Annotated in this window: 13 protein-coding genes; 6 read left to right on the top strand and 7 right to left on the bottom strand. The window is 66.5% G+C overall.

Annotated elements, in window-relative coordinates; translation table 11 throughout:
* The first annotated feature begins 66 nt into the window (after positions 1 to 66).
* Genes ACAW63_RS17180 through ACAW63_RS17165 form a run of 4 tightly spaced genes read left to right on the top strand, consistent with a single transcriptional unit; the run spans position 67 to position 5,473 of the window.
* Complete coding sequence (locus ACAW63_RS17180; RefSeq protein WP_371227116.1) at positions 67 to 819, top strand: molecular chaperone; 753 nt, start codon at positions 67 to 69, stop codon at positions 817 to 819.
* Positions 803 to 3,394 carry a fimbria/pilus outer membrane usher protein gene (locus ACAW63_RS17175; protein ID WP_371227114.1) on the top strand — a complete coding sequence of 864 codons (2,592 nt, stop codon included), beginning with the start codon at positions 803 to 805 and terminating at the stop codon, positions 3,392 to 3,394. Before ACAW63_RS17180 ends, ACAW63_RS17175 begins: the two co-directional genes overlap by 17 nt.
* The gene (locus ACAW63_RS17170; RefSeq protein ID WP_371227112.1) at positions 3,391 to 4,764 is read left to right on the top strand and encodes a fimbrial protein; all 1,374 of its coding nucleotides are present in this window, start codon (positions 3,391 to 3,393) and stop codon (positions 4,762 to 4,764) included. Before ACAW63_RS17175 ends, ACAW63_RS17170 begins: the two co-directional genes overlap by 4 nt.
* On the top strand, positions 4,754 to 5,473 hold the full coding sequence (locus tag ACAW63_RS17165) for a molecular chaperone (protein WP_371227110.1): 720 nt from the start codon (positions 4,754 to 4,756) through the stop codon (positions 5,471 to 5,473). Before ACAW63_RS17170 ends, ACAW63_RS17165 begins: the two co-directional genes overlap by 11 nt.
* Positions 5,474 to 5,840: 367 nt before the next feature.
* Here ACAW63_RS17165 and ACAW63_RS17160 read toward each other — a convergent pair whose 3' ends face one another.
* The 5 genes from ACAW63_RS17160 to ACAW63_RS17140 all read right to left on the bottom strand — a co-directional run bounded on the left by ACAW63_RS17160 (position 5,841) and on the right by ACAW63_RS17140 (position 15,120).
* Positions 5,841 to 6,491: a response regulator gene (locus ACAW63_RS17160; RefSeq protein ID WP_371227108.1), complete on the bottom strand. Its 651-nt coding sequence runs from the start codon at positions 6,489 to 6,491 to the stop codon at positions 5,841 to 5,843.
* An 89-nt stretch (positions 6,492 to 6,580) separates the two neighbouring features.
* Positions 6,581 to 9,814, bottom strand: a complete 3,234-nt coding sequence (locus tag ACAW63_RS17155; RefSeq protein ID WP_371227106.1) for an ATP-binding protein — start codon at positions 9,812 to 9,814, stop codon at positions 6,581 to 6,583.
* 145 nt (positions 9,815 to 9,959) lie between these two features.
* Positions 9,960 to 11,156, bottom strand: a complete 1,197-nt coding sequence (locus ACAW63_RS17150; RefSeq protein ID WP_371227104.1) for an EAL domain-containing protein — start codon at positions 11,154 to 11,156, stop codon at positions 9,960 to 9,962.
* Positions 11,135 to 13,981 (bottom strand): ATP-binding protein, encoded by a 2,847-nt coding sequence (locus tag ACAW63_RS17145; protein ID WP_371227102.1) that lies wholly within the window; start codon positions 13,979 to 13,981, stop codon positions 11,135 to 11,137. Before ACAW63_RS17145 ends, ACAW63_RS17150 begins: the two co-directional genes overlap by 22 nt.
* Before the next feature lie 242 nt (positions 13,982 to 14,223).
* The gene (locus ACAW63_RS17140) at positions 14,224 to 15,120 is read right to left on the bottom strand and encodes a LysR family transcriptional regulator (protein ID WP_371227100.1); all 897 of its coding nucleotides are present in this window, start codon (positions 15,118 to 15,120) and stop codon (positions 14,224 to 14,226) included.
* Between the two features lie 113 nt (positions 15,121 to 15,233).
* Here ACAW63_RS17140 and ACAW63_RS17135 point away from each other — a divergent pair, with 113 nt between their 5' ends.
* Positions 15,234 to 15,683: a VOC family protein gene (locus tag ACAW63_RS17135; protein WP_371227098.1), complete on the top strand. Its 450-nt coding sequence runs from the start codon at positions 15,234 to 15,236 to the stop codon at positions 15,681 to 15,683.
* Positions 15,680 to 16,273: a glutathione S-transferase family protein gene (locus ACAW63_RS17130; RefSeq protein WP_371227096.1), complete on the top strand. Its 594-nt coding sequence runs from the start codon at positions 15,680 to 15,682 to the stop codon at positions 16,271 to 16,273. Before ACAW63_RS17135 ends, ACAW63_RS17130 begins: the two co-directional genes overlap by 4 nt.
* 124 nt (positions 16,274 to 16,397) lie before the next feature.
* Here ACAW63_RS17130 and ACAW63_RS17125 read toward each other — a convergent pair whose 3' ends face one another.
* Positions 16,398 to 18,554, bottom strand: a complete 2,157-nt coding sequence (locus ACAW63_RS17125) for a putative bifunctional diguanylate cyclase/phosphodiesterase (RefSeq protein WP_371227094.1) — start codon at positions 18,552 to 18,554, stop codon at positions 16,398 to 16,400.
* Positions 18,535 to 22,260, bottom strand: a complete 3,726-nt coding sequence (locus ACAW63_RS17120; protein WP_371227092.1) for a response regulator — start codon at positions 22,258 to 22,260, stop codon at positions 18,535 to 18,537. The genes ACAW63_RS17125 and ACAW63_RS17120 overlap by 20 nt, the downstream gene beginning before the upstream one ends.
* Positions 22,261 to 22,290 lie beyond the last annotated feature (30 nt).

The following is a 22,290-nucleotide window of genomic DNA, read 5'->3' as shown; positions in this document are numbered from 1 at the left end:
CCCCGCATTGCGCCGCGTCGTTCAGGGGTGACCGCCCCGAACGACCCGGCAAGACAGGTGAACCGGATGAACGCCCTCCCACTGCGCCCGCTTCGCGCGGCGACGCTCGCGCTCGCCCTGCTGGCATCCTTCACCGCCACGCTTGCCCAGGCCAGCGTGGTGATCACCGGCACCCGTGTCATCTACCCAGGCGACGCCCGGGAAAAGACCGTGCAGATGACCAACAAGGACGGCTTCCCCAACGTCATCCAGGCCTGGATCGACGTCGACGATCCCGCGTCTACCCCCGATACCGCCAAGGCCCCGTTCGTGGTGAACCCTTCGGTATCGCGCATGGCACCCGGCAGCGGCCAGACCCTGCGCATAATCTACACCGGCTCCGGCCTGCCCAAGGACCGCGAATCGCTGTTCCACCTCAACGTGCTGCAGATTCCGCCGCGCAACGCCGCCAAGGCCGACCAGAACCAGATGCTGCTGATGCTGCGTAACCGTCTGAAGCTGTTCTTTCGCCCGGCAAGCATTGCCGGCAGCCCGGAACAGTTGCCCGAGAAGCTGCGCTTTTCCCTGGTGCAGAGCGGCAGCGGCTGGAACGTGAAAGTCGAGAACCCGACCGGTTACCACGCCTCCTTCGGCGGCGCGACGCTCAGCGTTGGCGAGCGCCAATGGAAGTTGCGGCCGAGCATGGTCGCCCCCATGGGCCTGGCCCAGTGGCAGGCGGAAAAGCCCACGGCACTGCCCGCAGGCCCCGTACGGTTGTCCGCCCTGCTGATCAACGACTACGGCGCAAGAGTGGAACTTCGCCATGATCTGCCGCGTTGATCCGCTACGCGGACCGCTGCTGCCCTTCGCTCTCGGAACCCTCGCCATGGTGGTCGCGGGACTGGCCCAGGGCGAGGCGGACTACCGCTTCGACGACAGCCTGCTGATGGGCTCGGGCCTGGCCGGCGGCAGCCTGGAGCGCTTCAACCGCGCCGACCAGGTGGACCCCGGCACCTACCACGTCGACCTCTACCTCAATAGCCAGTACGCCACCCGCGCCGAGGTGGAAATGCGCCAGCACGGCGAGCGCGCCGAGCCCTGCTTCAGCGAGCGCTTCCTGCGCCAGAGCCTGGGCGCGCGCCCGGACCCGCGGGCTGGCAAGGACGACCAGGGCATCTGCCACTGGCTCGGCGAACGGCTGCCGGGATCGACCTGGAACCTCGACACCGCGCGCCTGCGCCTGGACCTCTCGGTGCCCCAGGCGCTGCTCGACATCAAGCCGCGCGGCTACGTCAGCCCGGACGAATGGGATGCCGGTAGCACCATGGGCTTCGTCAACTACGATGCCAACCTCTACCGCTCGAGTTTCGAAGGCTCCGGCAGCGGCGGCGATTCGGACTACGGCTACCTCGGCCTGAACGGCGGAGTGAACCTCGGCCTGTGGCGCCTGCGCCACCAGTCCAACTACACCTATTCCAGCTACGCGGGGAACACCCGCAGCGACTGGAACAGCATCCGCACCTATGCCCAGCGCGCGCTGCCTGGCCTGCGCAGCGAACTGACCCTGGGCGACAGCTACACCGAGGGCAACCTGTTCGGCAGCATGGGCTACCGTGGCGTGCGCCTGGCCACCGACGACCGCATGCTGCCGGACTCGCAGCGCCAATACGCGCCCCAGGTGCGCGGCACCGCGAACACCAATGCGCGGGTGGTCATCAGCCAGAACGGCCGGAAAATCCAGGAAACCACCGTGGCGCCCGGCCCCTTCGTCATCGACGACCTCTACGGTACCGCCTACGACGGCGACCTGGACGTGCAGGTGATCGAGGCCGACGGCAGCGTCTCGCGCTTTTCCGTGCCCTTCTCCGCCGTGCCCGAGTCCATGCGCCCGGGCCTGTCGCGGTACAGCGCCACCATCGGCCAGGCGCGCCAGTACGGCGACGGCAACGACCTGTTCGGCGACCTGACCTACCAACGCGGCCTGACCAACGCTCTCACCGCCAACCTCGGCGCACGCGTGGCCGAGGACTATCTGGCGGTGCTCGGTGGCGGCGTGCTGGCCACGCCCTACGGCGCCTTCGGCATGAACACCACCTTCTCCAGCGCCACCGTGGAGAACAACCAGCGCAAGCAGGGCTGGCGCGTCGGCCTGAACTACAGCCGGACCTTCCAGCCGACCCAGACCACGCTCACGCTGGCCGGCTACCGCTACTCCACCGAAGGCTACCGCGACCTGGGCGACGCCCTCTCCGCGCGCGATGCCAGCGACCACGGCGACACCTGGGATTCGAGCAGCTACAAGCAGCGCAACCAATTCACCCTGCTGGTCAACCAGGGCCTGGGGCAATACGGCAACCTGTATCTGTCCGGCTCCACCAGCGACTACTATGACGGCAAGAGCCGCGACACCCAGCTGCAGGTCGGCTACTCCAACACCTGGCGCCAGCTCAGCTACAACCTCGCCTACTCGCGCCAGCAGACCACCTGGTACCGCGACGTGAACGACGACTATGATCCGTCGCAGCCGCCGCAGTACAACCTGCAGCACGGCAGCAACCGCAACAACACGCTGACCCTGAGCCTCTCCATGCCACTGGGCTCCACCAGCAGCGCGCCGAACCTGAGCGCCATGGCCTCGCGGCGCTCCGGCGACACCAGCGGCAGCACCTACCAGACCGGCCTGAGCGGCACCCTGGGCAAGGCCCGCACCCTGAGCTACGCGCTTTCCGCCGGGCGCGACAGCGAGGGCCAAGGCACCGACTTCAACGGCAGCATCCAGCAGCAGACCTCGGTGGCCACGGTCAACGCCGGCTATGCCGAAAGCTCCAGCTACCGCCAGGTCAACGGTGGTGTGCGCGGCGCAGCGGTGCTGCACAGCGGCGGATTGACCCTGGGCCCCTACGTCGGCGACACCTTCGCCCTGGTGGAGGCCAAGGGCGCCAGCGGCGCCGGCGTACGCGGCGGCCAGGGCGCGCGGGTGGACGGTAACGGCTACGCCGTGGTGCCCTCGCTGTCGCCGTATCGCTACAACCCCATCAGCCTTGACCCGCAAGGCATCGACGAGAACGCCGAGCTGGTGGAGACCGAACGCAAGATCGCCCCTTATGCCGGCGCCGCCGTGAAGGTCGAATTCAAGACCCTCACCGGCCACCCCTTGCTGATCCAGGCGACACTCCCCGATGGCCAGCCGCTGCCTCTTGGCGCCGACGTGCTCGACGGTAACGGCGTGAACATCGGCATGGTCGGCCAGGGCGGACAGGTCTATGCCCGGGCCGAAGGCGAGAAAGGCCTGCTGCGCGTGCAATGGGGCGAGCGTGCCGAAGACAGTTGCCAGCTCCCCTATGACCTCAAGGGCGCCGACCTCGACCAGGTGCTGGTGCGCCTGCAAGCGACCTGCCTACCGGAGGCCCCATGACCCCCATCCTGCGCGGCTTGCCGCTACTCGCCCTGGTGCTTGCACCGAGTGCCTGGGCTACCTGCTACAAGGTCACCGGCGTGGGTAGCGCGACCACCACCCTGACCTACCAGATTCGCCCCGGCGAAGGCGTGGCCGGCGCCTGGCCCGGTGATGGCGCCTGCGATACCTGCAATGGCTCCCTCGGCCTGCCCAGCGTGATCAACGTCAGCGATGCCAGCTTCCAGCCCGACGGCACGCTGATCGCCAGTGCCGTGTCGCCCATCACCCAGTACGGCAATTCCGCCGGCTACGACGCCGAGCGCGTGTTCTTCCGCTGCGCGCCGGAAGACACCGTGTACGAGATGTTTTCCACCAACGCCGACGACCTCTACAGCGGCTGGTACCAGGGTGGCGACGGCGTGGGCAACTCCATCGGCCTGCAATCCGCCTACCGCACCGCCTGGCCCAACGTGCTGCTGCGCCTGACACACGTGGAAACCGGCCAGTACTTCACCGACGTCTGGCGCGAGCGCCAGCTCAGCGGCCTGGACATCGACTCGCGCGGTTTCCAGCTGGTCAAGGCGAAGAACCTCAGCGCGGTGCGCGCAGAACTCTTCAGGGCGCCGCTGGAGGCCACCCAGGGCTATTCACCGAACACGAAATCGCAGCTGTACGGCCGCACCCAGCCCGCCGGCTACATCGCCATCAAAGGGCCGGGGTTGGCCTACCCGAATGTCGGCCAGACCCACTACGGTAACTACAGCGGCTGGCACTACAACTGGCCGGGCGCCATCGGCCTGTACGGCGATGTCACACTCAAGCGCTACCCGACCTGCGCCGTCACCAATGTCACGCCGCACGTGGTGTTTCCATCGATCTCGATCGGTGAGATCAACGCCGGGGCCAGCCGCGAAATGCCCTTCCAGGTCGACTTCAAATGCCAGAGCGGCGTACTCAGCAGCACCACGCCCAGCACCAGCCAATCAGGCACCAGCGGCACCGCCCTGGGCATCAAGGTCTCGGCCGGAGCGCTGGCGGCCTCCTCCGGGCTAGGGCTGGTCAATGCCAGCGGCGGGCTCTCTTACCTGGTTTCCGACCGCTATGGCGAGCCGGGTATGGCCCAGGGCGTGGGTATCCGCCTGCTGCGCAACGGCAGCGCGATGAACCTGCTGGCCAGCGAGGATTCGGCCAATGGCAGCAACGCCGAAGCACGCGGCTGGTACCCGGTCATCGGCAACGCCTCGAACAAGACGGGTGAAGTGGGCGGTATCTCCCAGTACAGCGAGACGTTCCGCGCCCGCCTGGAGAAGCTCAGCCTCGGCAGCATGCCTACCGTCACCCCTGGCCGCGTGGAAGCTACCGCGCAGGTAGTGATCCGTGTCCAGTAACTGGCTGCGCGCAGCCCTGCTCGGCCTGGCCGTGCTGGTTGGCGCCAATGCCCACGGCGGCGTCACCGCCGAGCGCACGCGGGTGATCTTCGATGAAGGCAAGCGCGAGGCGTCCCTGGCGCTGGTGAACCAGAACAGCTACCCGGTCATCGTGCAGACCTGGGTCGACGACGGCGACCTCGACAGCGCGCCGCAGACCGCACAAGCGCCGATCATGCCGCTGCCGCCAGTATTCCGCCTGAACCCCGGCCAGATGCGCAGCCTGCGCCTGCTCTACACCGGCGATGCGCTGCCGCAAGACCGCGAGTCGCTGTACTGGCTGAACCTCTACGAGATTCCGCCCCAGTCCGACGAACCGTTGGGCGAAGGGCAATCGCGCCTGACCGTTACCCTGCGCACACAGATGAAGGTCATCTACCGCCCGCGCGCACTGGCGAAAGATGCTGAAGAGGCTCCCCGCAAACTGCTCTTCCGCAGGGCCGGCAATGCGCTGCAGGTGGAAAATCCCACCGCCTATTTCATCACCCTGGCCGGCGCAGAAGTGCGCCAGGGCAACACCGGCTCGCCGCTGCCGGGCGAGCTGCTGCCGCCGTTTTCGCAGCGCGTGCTCACGCCACCCCAGGCCCTGTCGGCGAGCGGTGGCGAGGTGCGTTACCTGTGGATCGACGATGGCGGGAACAGCCAGCAGGGCACTGCGGCGCTGCGCTGATCATTCAGGATTCAAGGGGAGTTCGGAGTTGGGCGGTTCGCGAGCAAGCTCGCTCCTACGAAGAGCCACCCCATCTGGCTCCGGCTCTTGAAGATTTCCAGCGAAACATCCGCACGCACCGAATGCCCCGTTCAACGAGGGTATTTTTCGCCTGAGAGAAAAACCGTATGTCCGGGGCAAGACCTTTGCCTACTTTGGGTCGTTTGCCAAAGTAGGTCGCCCGAGGGGGCGAAGCCCGGACTCCCAGCGCACGCCGGAGCGACGCAAAGACGCCCAAGCCAACGCAGCACACCTGTCACACCCGCGCAAAAGAGAGCGCCGGCTTGGCCGGCGGATCGCGGGCTTGGCCCGCCCCTGCACTGCGATCCTACTGAAACAGATTGGCCATCACACAGAACGTCAGCAGCGCCTGGTCGGTATCCACGTCCAGCTTGCGCATGGCGGAAATCTTCTGCGCACTCACGGTCTTCACGCTGCGGTTGAGCAGCAGCGCGATGTCGCGCACGCTCATCCCCGAGACGAAGTGGCGCAGCACCTCGTACTCCTTCACCGACAGGCTGGCGATACGCCCCTCCACGTCGTCGCCGCTGGCCAGCACGCTGCTGGTGGACTGCATGCCCGGCCCACGGTAGATGCGGTCCTGGGCCAGCGCCTTGAGCGCCACCAGGATCTCGTCGAGATCGCCGTTCTTCAGAATCACGCCGGACACCCCCAGGTCGTAAAGGCTGGAGAGGATCAGTGGGTTGGACAGCATGGTGAGGATGAGTATGCGGGTGTCGGGAAAGTTGCGCAGCAGGAACTCGATGAGCTTGAGGCCGTCGCCGTAGGTCTGGTCGCCCGGCATGTTGTAGTCGGTGATGACGATGGCCGGGCGCTGCTCGCGGTACAGGGCCACCAGCTCGCTGGAGTTGTGCGCCTCACCGATCACCTCGAAGCGATCGTCCCGTTCGATAACTTCGCGAACCCCCATCAGGACGATGGGATGGTCGTCCGCTAGTGCCACTCTGACTTTTTCCATGAGTTTCTTGAGTCCCAACGTTTGCGATCGTCGGCCGGCCACAGGGCACGGCCACTTTTCCAGAGTAACCCCGGTTACCGGACAGGCTCTCAGAGGCTGGCCAGGGCCGCCTCGATTCGTCCCATCAGCGTCGTCACCGCCGCAGACAGTTCCGGCCCAGCGGGCTGCGCGATCAGCGCTTGCTCCACCGCACCGCAGGCGTCACTGAGCCCATGGGCCTGGACCACCGCCAGCGCGCCGCGCAGGCGATGCACCTGCTGACGGACGGTCGCCAGGTCATTGACCTGCAGGGCGTCGGCTACGCCCTGCATATCCTGACGCATGGTACGCAGGAACAGCTCGCGCATCTTCTCCGAGACCTCGATGCGATCCGGCTCCGGTGCCGCCGACGGCTCCTCGCCTGGTACGGGCTCGGCGGGCAGATGGCCGCACACCTTGAGCAACCCGTCGTGCAAGGTGCGCAGGCTCATCGGCTTGACCAGCCAGAGGTTCATGCCCACCGCCATGCAACGCTCGCCCTCCTCGCGCAGGGCGTTGGCGGTGACGCCGATGATCGGCAGCCAGCTGTCCTGGCGGCGCAGCTCGCCCACCAGCTCGTAGCCATTCATCACCGGCATGTTCACATCGGTCAACAGCGCGTCGAAGGCGCCCGGCGCCCAGCGCTGCAAGGCCTCGCGACCGTTGCTGGTGAGGGTGACGCGGCAGCCCAGCTCTTCCAGCTGCTCCTTGAGCAGCGCCTGGTTGATGGGGTTGTCCTCGGCCACCAGTACCCGCAGGCCAAGCTTGCCCAACCGGGCTACACGGGGTGCCTGACGCGCCTCGCCGCTTCCGCCCTGCTGCGCCAGGCGCAGCGCCTGGGCGATGCCGGCCAGGTGGTAGAGGCTGACCTCCCAGCCCAGCGCGGAAGCCTGCGGCTGCACTCCGCCGTCGGTCAGCGCACGCACCCGCGGACCGCTCCACTGCGGCTCGCCAGCGGCTTCGAGCAGTTCCAGCAGTACCGCACCGGGCGGCACGTCCGGTGGCAGTTCATCCTGGACCAGCGCCGAACCGCCCCAGCAATCGATCCAGTCGGCCAGGCTCTGCGCCAGCTCCTTCACCGGCGCTCGCACGTAGACGGGCTGCGGCAGCAACGGCTTGCCCTCGGCCAGCGGTTGGGCACGCTCCAGCACCGGAAGCGCCAGGGTGAAGGTGAAGCTGCTGCCCAGCCCGGTTTCGCTCACCACGCGCAACCGCCCTCCCATGAGCTGGCTCAACCGCGCGCAGATCGACAGGCCCAGGCCGGTTCCGCTGACCGTATGCTCATGGCCGTGGGCCTGGTAGAAAGGCTCGAAGAGACGCTGCTGCTGGGCGTCGGACATGCCGATGCCGGTGTCCGTCACCTGCCACTGCAGGGCCGTCTCGCCCGCCTCGCCCGGCAGGACGCGCAAACGCAGCACCACGCGGCCGATGTCGGTGAACTTCAGCGCGTTGCTCAGCAGGTTGGCGAGAATCTGCCGGATGCGCGCGGCATCGCCGCGCACCAGGCCGGGGACGTTCGAGTCGATGCAGGCGTAGAGCTGCAGTTCCTTGCCCTCGGCCACGCCGGCATAACCGGCGACCGCGTCCTCGGCCAGTTCCAGCGGGTTGAACTCCACCGCCTCCAGCGCCATCTGCCCGGCCTCGATCTTGGACACGTCGAGGATGTCACTGATCAATTGCAGCAGGGTCGATGACGAGCGCTGGATGGTCGACAGGTAATCGCGCTGCTGCAGGGTCAGCTCGGTCAGCCCGAGCAGCTCCAGCGTGCCCAGCACGCCATAGAGCGGCGTGCGGATTTCGTGGCTCATGGTGGCGAGGAACACCGATTTCGCCTCGCTGGCGGCATCCGCCGACAGCTTGGCGTCGGCCAGCATCTGCTGCGCCTGCTTGTGCGCACTGATGTCGTTGAAGGCGCAGAGCACCACGTTCTCGCCGCGGTAGCGGGTCGGCGCGAAGCTGGCGTGCAGGGCGCGCCCTTCGACCTCGAAGACCAGCTCACCATCGCCTCCGCCGATTCTGCCGCTCAGGTCCCAGTCGCGGCTGATGTGGGTGATGGCTTCGGCGTCGCCCAGCCACTGCTCGGCCAGGCGGTTCTGCATCACCACCTGGTGACTGCCGTGGCGCAGCACGCACAGGGCGACCGGCGCGGTCTGGATCACTGCGCGGCTGAAGGCGTCGCTCTCGACTATCTCCAGGTGCGCGCGGCGCGCCGGCCTGATCACCCGCCGCGAGTACCAGCGGATGGCGAACCAGCCGCCGGCCAGGCTGCCGAGGATCAGCGCCAGGCCGCCAAGGAACTGCCACTTGGCGTAGCGGAAGAAGCTGGCGTAGCTCAGGCGATAGAGGGCGGCCCAGCCGCCGTTGAACCCGCTACGGACCTTGAACACCAGGCCGTCGGCGCTGAAATTCAGGCCGTCCTGGTAGTCCTTCTCGCCGCCGGGGAAGTCGATCAGCACCTGGCCGCCCGGCGAAACCAGTTCCAGCTCATCGAACACCGGACGGTCGAGCACCTGCTCGAGGTCGTTGATGCGTCCCAGGTCCAGCAGCGACACCGCCACCACGCGGCGGTCCAGGTCCGACTCCCACCACAGCGCGTCGGGCAGGTCGAGGCTGACGTAGGCCAGCAGCTCGCGGTTCTCGCCACCGGTATAGGGCTGCGCCAGTGCCCAGTGCACCTGGGTGTCGCTGCGCTTGGGCGAGCGCGCCTCCAGGGCTTCGCGCACGCGCTCGATCACCGTCAGGTAGTTGCCCCGCGTCAGCGGCCGTTGCCCGCGGAAGTTGCCAATGGCGGGTACCGCAAGACTGGTCGCGCCTTGCAGATCCAGCACCAGCACTTGCGGCGAGGGATAGGACGAGGCGCTCCAGTAGCTGCTGTAGAAGTTCGCCAGCATCACCCCGAGGGAGAAGGTGCCGGGCCGTTCCTGCGGGCTGGCGTGGCGCAGGAGGTGCGCCAGGGTGAAGGACATGGCGAAGGAGAACTCGCGCCCCTCATGAATCTCCATGCCGTTCTCGCGAATCAGCAGGCGCCGCTGCAGCGGGATCATATCGAGGTCCTGGCGCTGGGTGGATTCGTCGCTCTGCAGAGCGATGCGGTTGAGGAAGGCCTCGTGTTCGTGGATGTTCCCCACCAGCCGGCTGAAATGGAAGTGCACCTTGTCGCGCTCTTCCTGCACCACCCGCCCCAGGGCCCAGTAGCACGCGCCCACCAGCATCAGGGCGAGGGAAACCGCGCACAGCAGGACGACGTTCAGGCGCAGCGAAGTGCTGGCCAGTTTACCAATCGAGCCGTGATCATGTTCCTTCATGCAAAGCATCCGGTGTCGCGGGAGAGTGGCGGCGGAGGGCCCGCCGGATACCAGCAGACTGTAGATGTGAGTACGCGATAAGGCGACCCGCCAGCCCCCGGGAGGCCGACGATCGCCCACGCATCTACGATGTATCTGCCGTGGATCAATGAGCCATGGCGGAACGCTCCTGGAGCAACTGGCGAGTGAACACGGCGGGCGGCACCGCCTCGGAGAACAGGAAGCCCTGGGCGCAGTCGCAGCGCAGCCGGCGCAGCAGGGCCAGCTCGTCCGGGTGTTCGACCCCTTCGGCTATCACCTCCAGCCCCAGCTGCCGGCCCAGCTTGACGATGCTTTCCAGTGCCGCTGCCAGGCCCTCGTCGTCCACGCAACCATGCACCAGCGCGCGGTCGATCTTCAGCTCCGTGAAGGGGGTCGAGACCAGATTGTACAGCGAGCTGTAGCCCTGACCGAAATCGTCCTGGGCCAGGCCGAAGCCCTTCATGCGCAGGCGGCAGGTGCCCGCGTAATAGTTGGCCGGTGTCGCCGTGCTGCTGCATTCGAGCAGCTCGAAGACGACGTGCGCCGGCACTCCGCTCCGGACGGCAACGAAGGCGGCGAGACGGTCGGGCAGCTCGGGATCGTCCAACAGGTGCGTAGGCAGGTTCACCGCCACCGACAGGTGAAAGCCCAGCCGGCCCCAGTCGGTCTGTGCCTGCAGCGCCTGCTCGAGCACCACCCAGAGCAGCGCCTCGTCCAGGCCGGCAGCGGTCAGCGCGGCCATGAAGCTGGCCGGCAGCAACACGCCGTGGCGTGGATGCTCCCAGCGCACCAGCGCCTCCGCCGCGACGATGCGCCCATCTATCAGCGAAGCCTTCGGCTGGAACCAGGCGCGGAACTGCCGTTGCTCCAGCGCCTGCTCCAGCTCTTCGCGGGTTGGCGCGGGAACGGCCGGGGCGCGGTGCTGCTCGGCGCGCGCCTGGCGCGAGACGAGCTTTTCCAGCAGGCGGCGGATCACCGGAGCGCGGGCGGGCTTGGCGATCTGCTCGAGCACGGTGATGCCGTGGGCGCGCGCCACCATGCAGGCACTGCCCATCAGCGGGCGCGAAGCCGAAGTCATGATCGCCAGCAGCGGCGGATGGCTCAGCGCGGCCAGCCGCTGGATCAGCTGCACGCCGTCCAGGCCGGGCATCAGCAGGTCGCTGACCACCAGGTCGAAGCGTTCTCGCTCCAGCCAGCGCAAGGCTTCGGCGCCATCCTCGGCGGCACGCAGATGCTCCACACCCTGCTCGCGGAACAGGTTGACCAGGTACTCACGCTGGAAGGGCTGGTCTTCGACGATCAGGATTCGCTGATGTCGCACGGCGGCACCTCCGCGGGCAGGCTGGTCAGGCATTGGCGCAGGGTGCGCAGGTCCACCGGCTTGAGCAGGCAGATGTTCATGCCGGCGGCCAGGCACCGTTCGTTTTCCTCGTGCATGGCGTTGGCGGTGGCGCCGATGATCGGCCCTCGATAGCCGCGCTGGCGCAGGGCCCGGGCCAGTTCGTAACCGTTGAGGTGAGGCATGTTGACGTCGGTGAGCACCACGTCGAAGGCGTCCGGCTGCCAGCGCGCGAGGGCCTGGCGGCCGTCGACGGTGAGCTCGACCGCACAGCCGAGGGCCTCCAGCTGGTCCTGCAGGATCAGCTGGTTGATCGGGTTGTCCTCCACCAGCAGCACGCGCAGGCCCAGGCCGATGTCGGGCAGGATCTCGGCCAGGCGCGCCGCCTCGCCGCTGGCGCAGCCCTGCGCCGCCGCCAGGGCGCGGCGCAATCCTTCGAGGTTGTAGCGGCCGACATGCCAGTCGCAGCCCTCCTGGCGCGGCAGCTCGCCGCCCAGGTCGGTGACCAGTACCCGGCAGCCCCGCCAGGCGGGCAGCGGCTTGCGATCATGGGGATTGAAGCGCAGGTCCACCAGCACACTGGCGGGGTCGTCCTCGATCGGCTGGTCGCAGGCCACCACCTGGGCCCGCGCGCCCCAGCGGGTGATCCAGCCGCAGAGGCTCTCGGCCAGCTCGCGGGTCGGCGCGTGCACCCACACCAGGGAGTTGCACAGGCGGGGTTCGCTGGCACTCTGCCGGTCGACACACTGCAGCGGCAGGCTGAGGGAGAAACTGCTGCCTAGGCCGACGTCGCTGACCACCCGCAGCTGTCCCCCCATCAGCTCGGTGAGACGCTTGCAGATCGACAGGCCGAGCCCCGTGCCGCCGGCCATGCGCGCATTGCCCGAGACCTGGTAGAAGGCGTCGAAGAGGTTCGCCTGCTGGTCATCGGGGATACCGATGCCGGTGTCCGCCACCTGCCAGTGCAGGGTGTCGTGCCAGCCCTCGCCGGGCTCGGAACGCACGCGCAGAACGATGCGCCCGCTGTCGGTGAACTTCACCGCGTTGCTCAGCAGGTTGTTGAGGATCTGGCGGATGCGCGTGGCGTCGCCCAGCACCCGCTCCGGCATCAGGCAGTCGCAGCAGGCGTAGATCTGCAGGCCCTTGGCGCGGGCGGCGGCGGCATAGGACTGGACGCTGTCGAGGGTGAGCTCCAGCGGCGAGAACTCCACCGGCTCCAGGCCCAGCTGGCCGACCTCGATCTTCGACACGTCGAGCACGTCGCTGATCAGCTGCAGCAGCGTCGAGGACGAGCGCTGGATGGCCCGCAGGTAGCCGGACTGCTGGTGGTCCAGCGCGGTACGGCCGAGCAGTTCGAGGGTGCCCAGCACGCCGTACAGCGGGGTGCGGATCTCATGGCTCATGGTCGCCAGAAACAGCGTCTTGGCCTCGTTGGCGGCGTCGGACAGGCGCTTGGCCTCAGCCAGCGCGGCTTCGGTCTGCTTGCGCGCGCTGATGTCGCTGAAGGCGCAGCAGAGCACTTCCTCGCCCTTGTAACGGGTCGGCGTGTAGCTCAAGTACAGGTGCCGCCCGGTACGGGTTTCCACCTCCTCCGAACCGCCCTCCTCGCCGCTGCTGAAGCCGCGCTCCAGCCAGCCGTGGCTCCAGTAGCGACGCGTGTCACCACTGCCCAGCCACTGCTGGGCGAGGCGGTTCTCCAACACCACCTCGGCGTCGCTGCGGCGCAGCACGCAGAGCGCCACCGGCGCGGTCTGGATCATGGCGCGGGAGAAGCTTTCGTTCTCCACCAGGGCATTCAGGCGGTGCTGCGCCGGACCGATCAGGCGCCGGTTGATGCGCCGGCACATGGCCCAGACCAGCAGCGAGCCGCCCAGTAGGAAAGCCAGCGCAGCGAGCATCCGCGGCCACATCGGCAGCAGCAGGTCGGAGAGGTTGCAGTAGTAGATCAGCGACCAGTCGGAGCTGCCCAAGTGCTTGAGCAGCGCCAGGTGACTGGGCAGCAGGCCGGGACCGCTGAAGGCAAAATTGTCGCCCTCCCACAGGTCGCTGAACTGCAGGCCCAGCTGAGGCGTCACGGCGCTGCCGAGGATCGCCCGGTGCTCACGGTCCAGCAGCAGGAAGCGGCCGGCCTCGGGCACGCCGAACGCCGCGGAGAGGTCGGCACCGAACAGCTCCAGCCCCAGCCAGCCGTTGTCCTGCTCGCGGGTCACGCGGGTGAACAGGTACTGCCGCGCCTGCGGGTCGGTCGGGTCGGCAAGCCAGCGCACCTGCCGCTCTTCCTTTGGCGTTCCGGGTCGCCCCAGCGCCTCCAGCACCGCCGGCGGCACCACGGCGTTGAGAGCCGGGGCCCCGTACAGGCGCGCAACGGCGCGATCAGGGGCGGGAGAGACATAGATCAGATTGAGCCGCCTGGACTCCATCTCCGCGAAATCGCTGCCGGACAGTGCCAGGCTCCAGCTGGAACCTGGCTCGCCAAGGGACACGAAGACCTGCTCATGGGGCGGCACCGGAACGTTCATCTGGCGCCACTGCACCAGCGGTTGTCGGGCCTTCCAGGTCACGCCGCGGCTGATGTGTTCCAGCAGCGACTCGCGCTGGCCGAGGTAATCCTGGGCCTCGTACATGGCGGCATTCATCTGCCGGCGCAGCTGCGACACTTCGCTGTTGAAACTCGCGGCGAGAAACAGACTCAAGGTGAAGAACAGGCAGGCGATCACCACCCATGCCAGCAGACGAAGGAGCTTTCGGGCCGCCTTCGGGGTGGAAAAGGATGAATCCTGACGACGAAGGAACTGCTTGAGTTTCATGGCCATCAGCCTGGCGAAAAGCGGGCCAGGGCGACATCAGACAAATCTAAAAAGTTCGGGAATGCGAGGTCGGACAGGTTCAGCGCCTGGCAGTCGAGGAACCGGATCTGCGTCGATTATTTCAGGGCGAACGGCCTAACCGAAGATCACCCAAATGCCCGCAATGGGTTGTGGACTCAACCGCTCGAGGCAACCGATCAGAAGGGACATCACGCGTCTCCTGGCAGACGCGATCCCCCAACTCATGCCGGATCGGGAATCACAGCCCCCAACCGTGGCGAGGCCCAGTCAATGAACTGCCGCACCCGCGCCGACAACAACCGGGCGTGCGGATACACCATCTGGATGGGTATGTCAGGTAGCTCGAACGCCGGCAGCACCCGCACCAGCCGGCCATCGGCCAACTCGTCGGCGACCTGGTAATGCAGCAACCGGCTGATACCGACACCTTGCTGGCAGGCCAAGCTGGCGACCTGGATCTGGTTGGTGGTCATGCGCGCCGGAACAGCCCGGGGCACGACATTGCCCTGTTCCAGGAATTGCCATTGCTTGCCCTGGGGTGCAAAGGCAACGCAGGCATGATCCAGCAGGTCCGAAGGCTCCTGTGGTGTGCCGTTGGCATGCAGGTATTCCGGACTTGCGCAATGTACCAGGCGGGTATGTCCCAACGGCGTCGTCACCAGTGAAGAGTCCGGCAACTGCCCGATGCGAACCGCCAGCTCTATGCCCTCCTCCAGCAGGTCGACCAGGCGATCGAGCAGGATCAGCTCGACCTGGATGGTCGGATGCAAAGCCAGGAACTCGTTGACCAGTGGCGCGACGTACCGGCGCCCAAACTCCACCGGTGCAGTGATGCGCAGCAGGCCACCCGGGCTTTTACGCCGGGCGTCGAAGCCGTGCTCGACCTCATCGAACTCAGCCAGTATCCGTCGGCTCCAGGCAAGGAATTCAGCGCCTTCGTCGGTCAACGCCAGGCGCCGGGTATTGCGATTGAGCAGCCGCGTGCCAAGGTGTTTTTCCAGCGCTGCGAGGGTCCGGACCACCGATGCGGTGGACTGTCCGGTGGCAGTCGCCGCAGCACTGAGGCTACCGCTGTCGACAATCCGCACCAGGGTTGCCATAGCTTTCAATCGGTCCAATTTCGGGCCTCGTCTGTGCAGCAAGTGCAATAGTGTTGTCAGCTTACAGGCATTGGTGAAACAGCGGCCAAAGGACACACTGGGCGCATCCAGAGACTGTGTGGTTTCCCGCCATGAATGCCGACGCCTCAGCCAGCATGCACAACCCGTCGCCCATCGTAGCCTATGATCACATCGGCATCCGCGTCAGCGACCGCAGCCGAGCCCTTGCGTTCTACGAGGCGCTGGGGTTCGTCGAAAGCATGCGGTTCAGCGACTACGAAGCGAATGAGATGCTTGCCCTCAGCGGCGTGCGCATCAACCTGATCTTCAACGGTGCCCGCCAGCGTCATGCCCACAATGTGCTGCTGGATGCACCCATCAAGCTGCCCGGCATCACCCATCCGGCCTTCATCGTGGAAGACCTGGAAGCACTGCAGGGCTGGCTGTTGCAACGCGGCATCGCCATCACCGAAGGGCCGCACCGGATCGGGCCACGTCGCATTGCGCTGTTCATCCGCGACCCCGACGGCAACGTCCTGGAATTCAACCAGCTATTGGCCAATAACAAGGAAACGCCATGAAGCTCTATGACCTGGAACTGTCCGGCAACTGCTACAAGGTCCGCCTGTTCGCCCACTTGGCAAACCTGGACCTGGAAATCATCCCCGTGGACTTTCTCGGCGGCGAGCACAAGCGAGCGCCGCTGATCGACCTCAACCCCTGGGGCGAGCTGCCTATCCTGGTGGATGGGCAGCGGGTTCTACGCGATTCACAGGCAATCCTGGTGTACCTGGCCGGCACCTACGGGGGTGCTGCCTGGTGGCCGGTGGAGCCCCACCTGCAAGCGGAAATCATGCAATGGCTTTCGACCGCGGCCAACGAGATCCAGAACGGTCCCTGCGCCGCACGGCTCGTGGACAAGTTCGGCTACGGCATCGACAAGGCCGACACCCTCGCCCGGGCCGCCCGCATCCTGCCACTGCTGGACGCGCACCTGGCGAAGCACGACTGGCTGGCACTTTCCCGCCCGACCATCGCCGATTGCGCAGTGTTCCCCTATGTTGCGCTGGCGCCCGAAGGTGGTATCGACCTGGCGCCCTACCCCCACCTCCGGCGCTGGATCGACAGGATCCAGCAGTTGCCCGGGTTCGTGCCAATGCCGGGGATCTGACGGGACCTACCAGAGCTGGATGCGTGCACCGGGCCCGTCCCCGACGGTAAGACGCGTATTTGCGATGAATGCCTGTCCGAGGCGACAGCTTCGGACAGGGTTGAAGTGAAAGCCGCTCGCCCCTTCAGGGAGAGCGGCTGGGAGCGAGGGCCGCTTCTTGCAAAGCGCGCCAGTCCACTACACGAGGAAAGGCCCCGGCCTCGGCCACGGGCAGCCCCGGCGCCACCAGGAAACCCTGCATATAGGTGCAGCCATGCTCGAGCAGCCAGTCGCGCTGGGCTGCGGTTTCCACACCTTCGGCGATGACTTCCAGGCCCAGATGGCGGCTGAGGTCGATGATGGTGCTGACCACCGCGGCATCGCGCCGCGATTCCAGCATGTTGGAGATGAACAGGCGGTCGATCTTCAGGGTATCCAGCTCGAAATGGCGCAGGTAGGCCAGGGACGAATAGCCGGTGCCGAAGTCGTCGATGGCGATGCGCACGCCCAGGGCGCGCAGTTGCCGGAGCTGTTCGCGGGTCAGTTCCAGATCCTGCATCAGCGCGCTTTCGGTGACCTCCACTTCCAGTTGCGCGGGCCGCAGGCTGAAGTTGTCCAGCACCCGCCGCAGGTCGTCCACCAGTTGCGGCATGCCGAACTGCAGCGGGCAGACGTTGAGGCTGACCACCAGGTCGTCGCCGAAGCTCTGCCTCCAGGCACTGCACTGGCTGGCCCCTTCCCGCAGCACCCAGTCGCCCAGGCGGTTGATCAGGCGGGTTTCCTCCAGCAGCGGAATGAACACATTGGGCGCCACCGTGCCGGCCACCCGGTGCTCCCAGCGCAGCAGCGCCTCGAAGCCGCGCAGGCGGCCAGTCTCGAGGTGGATCTGAGGCTGGTAGACCAGATGAAAGTCGTTTTGCTCGATGGCATTGCGCAGGCTCTCTTCCAGCATCAATCGGGAGCGGGCTCGGCCATTCATTTCCGGCGAGTAGAAGCGGTACTGCTGGCGGCCGGCGCGCTTGGCCTCGTACATGGCGATATCCGCCGCGCGCAACAGGCCGTCCACAGTCTGTCCGCACTCGGGGAAGCTGGCGATGCCGACGCTGGCGCCAATGGTGACGTCGATGCCTTCGATGCGATGACGCACCGAAACCATCTCGATCAGTTTCTCCGCCACCCGCGCGGCGTCTTCGGGGTGGTCGAGGCTGTCGAGCAGCGCAGTGAACTCGTCGCCCCCCATGCGCGCCAGGATGTCGTAGGGGCGCAGGCAGTTCTTCAGCTGTTCCCCTACCCGTCGCAGTACACGGTCGCCGGCCTCGTGGCCGAGGGAATCGTTGATCAGCTTGAAACCGTCCAGATCCAGGTAGAGCACAGCCATGCGCTTGCCGTTGCGCTCGACGCGAGCCAGGGAGGCTTCCAGCGCCTTGTGGAAGCCGCGGCGGTTGAGCAGCCCGGTAAGGGCATCGGTGATGGCCTGGGATTCCAGTTGCGCGTGGAGGTGGTGCACCACCGACATATCCAGGGCGATGACCACCATGGAGCGTTGCAGCCGTGGCAGGGGCGACGCCGACAGCGCCACCGGCAAGCGCTCGCCGCTCATGGTCTTGAGACTGGCGTCGTGCAGGCGGTAGGTTTCGTTCCGCTTCCAGTGGCGGTAGAAATCCGACAGCTTCCACTCGCCGCTCATCTCCGGGTGAGCGATCAGGTTCAGCAGCGGCTTGCCCTCCAGATCCCCCACCGAGCCCTGGAACATTTGCGCCGAGGCCGGGTTGGCAAAGCTGATGAGCCCATCCTCGCCGACCACCAGGATGCCTTCGGCGGCGTTCTCCAGCACCGAGGCGTTGAAGGCGCGGGCGCTGTCCAGTTGCTGGCTGAGCTGCAGCAGGTCGCGCCGGTTGCGTTCATGGGCCAGCAGGGACTGGATCTTGAGGCGCAGCACCTCGGGGTCGAAGGGCTTGAGGATGAAATCCACCGCCCCGGACGAATAACCGTGCAGCACGGCCTCATGGGTGTGGGCGATGGCGGAAATGAAGATGATCGGCGTATAGCGGGTCAACGGACTGCTGCGCATCAGCCGCGCCACCTCGAAACCGTCCATGCGCGGCATCTGCACATCCAGCAGCACCAGGCCGACCTCCTCCTCCAGCAGGCATTTCAGCGCCGCCTCGCCGGAATCCACGGTGAGTACCTGCCATTCACCGCCCTCCAGCAACGCTTCCATGGCGGTGAGGTTTTCCTGGCGGTCGTCCACCACCAGCAGGGTGTTGGCCGCGGGGACCTCCTTAAGCTGCAGGTGCGCCATGGCGTGCTCCCGGTTGTTCCAGCCAGCGGTAAAGCATGTCCAGCAATTCCTGGCGACTCACCGGCTTGGCCAGGTAATCGTCGGCGCCGGCGGTGATGCATTTCTCCCGGTCGCCCTTCATCGCATGGGCGGTCAGGGCGATGATCGGGATGCTGCAGCCGTGCTCCTGCTTGAGCACGCGGATGGCGGTGTAGCCGTCCATGTTGGGCATGGCCATGTCCATCAGGATCAGGTCGAAGGGTTCGCGCTGGAAGCAGTCGATGGCCTCCAGGCCGTCGCGGGCGGCGGTGACCGTCAAGCCGGTTTCATCCAGCAGGGCGCTGAGGGCGTAAATGTTGCGCACATCATCGTCCACCAGCAGCACGCGGCTCCCTTCCAGCGGGTCCGACCATGGGCTGGTCTGCGGTTCATGCAGGCCGGCGAGGAATCCCTGGACAGCCGAACTGAGGTTTTTGAGGTCCCCGCCCGCCTTGGGCACCACCACCGCCGAATAGCGGCGCAAGCGTTGCAGGTTCTGCTGATTGACGTCGACACCGGTGTTGATGACCACCCGCGAACCATCCAGCGGGCGTTCGCGGTGAAGGCTGTCGAGCAGTTCGAAACCATCCTGGTCAGGCAGGTCGAGGTCAATCACCAGGGCGGAGAAATTGCCCTCCGCGTAGGCCTTGCGGGCACCCTCGCCATTGGCACTGGCCACCACCTTGAAGCCCAGTTGCTCCAGGTGCTCGCGATAGTGCTCACGCTCCACGTCCACGTCCTCCACCAGCAACAGCTTGCGCTCCGCCGACGAGCGGCCGCCTTCCAGGTCCTGGAACACCTGCTCCAGGTCCTCGCGAGCGATGGGTTTGACCAGGTAGCGGGTAGCGTCCTCGTGCCAGTCCTGGGGCTGGGGCACGCAGGAAATGATATTGACCGGGGTCGCGCGGTGGTTCGAATGGCTGCGCAAACGCCGGTAGATCTGCCAGCCACTGACGTCCGGCAACAGGATGTCGAGGATGACGGCAGCGAAGCGCTCGTTCTGCAGCAACTCGATAGCCTGCTTGCCGCTGCGGCAGTGGACGCTGGAGAAGCCACGGGTCTGGGCTTCCTCGGCTATCACCGAGGCGAAGTTGACGTCGTCTTCGACGATCAGCACCGCCGGCCCCTGGCCGCCACGCACCGGTTGTGCGGGGGGGGCATCGGCCTTCGGCTGGGTCGCGCTCACCGCCACCGGCAGCCGGACGCTGAAGCGCGACCCCTGCCCCGGCACGCTTTCCAGGGTGATGGTGCCGTCCAGGGCAAGCACCAGCTGGCGGGTGATGGCCAGGCCCAGGCCGGTGCCGCCGAAGCGCCGGCTGGTGGAACCGTCGATCTGCTGGAAGGCCTGGAAGATGCGTTCGTGCTGGTCCTCGGGGATACCGACCCCCGTATCACGGACGACGAAGCACAGCACTTCGCGTTCATCGATCGCCGCCGTGGGGTCCAGCTCCACGGACAGCTCCACCTCGCCCTGCTCGGTGAACTTGAGGGCGTTGGACAGCAGGTTGCGCAGGATCTGGTGCATGCGCACCCGGTCGCTATGGATAACCCTTGGCACGCCGGCCTGGACATGGGTGGACAGGCGCAGGCCCTTGACCTCGGCCATGGGCCGCAGGCTGCCGTCCAGTTCGGCAAGCATGTCCTGCACATTGAGTGGCTCCAGCTTGAGCTGCATGCGCCCTGCCTCGACCTTGGCCAGGTCGAGCACGTCGTTGATCAATTGCAGCAGGTCACTGCCGGCGCGGTGGACGATATCGGCGTGACGGGTCTGCTTCTCGGTGAGGTTGCCGGCCATGTTCTGCCGCAGCTGATCGCTGAGGATCAGGATGCTGTTCAGTGGCGTGCGCAACTCATGGGACATGTTGGCGAGGAACTCCGACTTGTAGCGGTTGGCGAGCATCAGTTGCTCGGCCTGGTCACGCAGTCGCTGCTCGGCGGCCTTGCGCTCGCTGATGTCGATGATCACGGCCTGCACCAGCAGTTCGCGGCCGGCGCGGATCGGCGACAGGCCCACCTCCAGGGGGATCATGCGGCCGTCCCGATGCTGGCCGAACAGCTCCCGGTTGTTGCCCATGCGCCGCTGCTCGGGCTTGCGCTGGAAGCTTTCGCGCAATGCCACATGGGCCTCGCGCAGGGCCTCGGGAAGGAGCATTTCCACGGACGATTCGAGCAGGTCGTGACGGCTATGGCCAAACAGTTGTTCGGTCTGGCGATTGACCATGGCGATCCGACCACGGGTATCCACCAGGACGATGGCGTTGGGCGAGGCTTCGACCACCAGGCGGAAACGCTCCTCGGCGCTCTTGCGCGCCTGCAGGTCCACAAGGCTGAGCAGGTAGCGCTGGTCATTGCCGTGGTTGAAGGTGCTCAGGCTGAACGCCACGGCAACCCGCTCACCATCCTCCTGCAAGGCCTCGATCTCCGTCAGGTCGGTGGGCGCCTGCCTGGCCAATTGTTGCGGCAGGTCCACCAGACTCGGCACGAACCGGCGCAGGTTCTGCCCCACCAGGCTCTCCGCCGCACAGGCGAACAGTTCTCCGGCGCGGGCATTGGCCATCTCGATGCGGCCATTCTCCCCGCAGGTCAGGGTGGCCACCGGCAGATGCTGCAGCAGCAGGCGGAAACGCTCCTCGCGCTCGGTCAGTTCGGCGGTCGCTGACAGGCTGAGCTGCAGACTCCGCTCTCGCTGGTAGAGGTAGCCCCCGACCAACAGAGCCAGCAAGAGCGCGGCAGACAGGCCGGTCCAGAGGCTGAAGGTGATGCGATTGTTGCTCAGCATGGCCTCGTACTCGGCCGTGCTGCCCACTCCCAGGGCCCAGGTGCGACCGAACAGCTTCAGCTCCTCGACCTGGTGGAAGCGTGGCTGGTGGCCTTTGTCGGACACCTGCAGCATGGACTCGGAACTGCCGACATCCCTGAGATCGATGCTGTAGAGGCTGCTCTGGGCCCCCAGGATGCCGGCCATCAGGTCGTTGATCCGAAAGGCACCGCAGACCATGCCAAGCAGCGCGGCGCGGCGCTCGTCGACCGAGGTGCTGGGCGCGTCCGGGCGGTACACCGGCATATAGAGGATCACACCGCTCTGCGCCTGCTGCTCGGTTTCCTGCCTGAGTTTCAGCGGCCCGGTGAGACTCACCTCGCCGCTTTCCCGGGCGAGGTCGAGAGCCGCACGGCGCACCGGCTCGGTCAGCATGTCGAAACCCAGGGTGCGGCGGTTGCGCCAGTCCATGGGGCTGCTGTACTGCACCACGATGTACTCGTCCCGCGGCTCCGGAGGGATGATGCGGAAATCGCGGCGGCCCTGCTCCCAGATCTCGCTGACGAACTCGTTGGCTTCTTCGCGCTTCAGGTAGCGCGCCCACGCCAGCGCCTGGATGCCCGGATAGCGGTCCTGCAACTGCAACTGGTCAGTAGCCCGCGCCCAGTCCTCGGCCGACACCGCGTTAGTGCCGACGATCAGGCCGGACATACCGCGCAGAACCATCTCGTAGGAGCGCATCCGGTTGCTGACGCGATGGGCGATTTCCTCGGCCTCGAGCTTGAAGCGCTGCTCGTACTCGGTACGGTTGCGCGCTTCCAGATCCAGCCACTGCCAGAGCACCAGCCCCCCGAAAACGAGCATCAGGGCGAGGGTTACCAGCAATGGCAGCAGGTATTGGCGGGATTGTGGGAATTGACGTCCGTCCATGTAGTCTCCTGTCCTTTCCCTGGCGGCCGC

Source organism: Pseudomonas sp. QE6 (assembly GCF_041379005.1).
Taxonomy (GTDB): Bacteria; Pseudomonadota; Gammaproteobacteria; order Pseudomonadales; family Pseudomonadaceae; genus Pseudomonas.
This window is presented reverse-complemented; position numbering and strand designations above follow the sequence as displayed.

Excerpts from the sequence above, each read along its gene's own strand:
- ACAW63_RS17180 (WP_371227116.1), top strand. The coding sequence starts at position 67 with ATGAACGCCCTCCCACTGCGCCCGCTTCGCGCGGCGACGCTCGCGCTC.
- ACAW63_RS17175 (WP_371227114.1), top strand. The coding sequence starts at position 803 with ATGATCTGCCGCGTTGATCCGCTACGCGGACCGCTGCTGCCCTTCGCT.
- ACAW63_RS17170 (WP_371227112.1), top strand. The coding sequence starts at position 3,391 with ATGACCCCCATCCTGCGCGGCTTGCCGCTACTCGCCCTGGTGCTTGCA.
- ACAW63_RS17160 (WP_371227108.1), bottom strand. The coding sequence starts at position 6,491 with ATGGAAAAAGTCAGAGTGGCACTAGCGGACGACCATCCCATCGTCCTG.
- ACAW63_RS17155 (WP_371227106.1), bottom strand. The coding sequence starts at position 9,814 with ATGAAGGAACATGATCACGGCTCGATTGGTAAACTGGCCAGCACTTCG.
- ACAW63_RS17145 (WP_371227102.1), bottom strand. The coding sequence starts at position 13,981 with ATGAAACTCAAGCAGTTCCTTCGTCGTCAGGATTCATCCTTTTCCACC.
- ACAW63_RS17135 (WP_371227098.1), top strand. The coding sequence starts at position 15,234 with ATGAATGCCGACGCCTCAGCCAGCATGCACAACCCGTCGCCCATCGTA.
- ACAW63_RS17130 (WP_371227096.1), top strand. The coding sequence starts at position 15,680 with ATGAAGCTCTATGACCTGGAACTGTCCGGCAACTGCTACAAGGTCCGC.
- ACAW63_RS17125 (WP_371227094.1), bottom strand. The coding sequence starts at position 18,554 with ATGGCGCACCTGCAGCTTAAGGAGGTCCCCGCGGCCAACACCCTGCTG.
- ACAW63_RS17120 (WP_371227092.1), bottom strand. The coding sequence starts at position 22,260 with ATGGACGGACGTCAATTCCCACAATCCCGCCAATACCTGCTGCCATTG.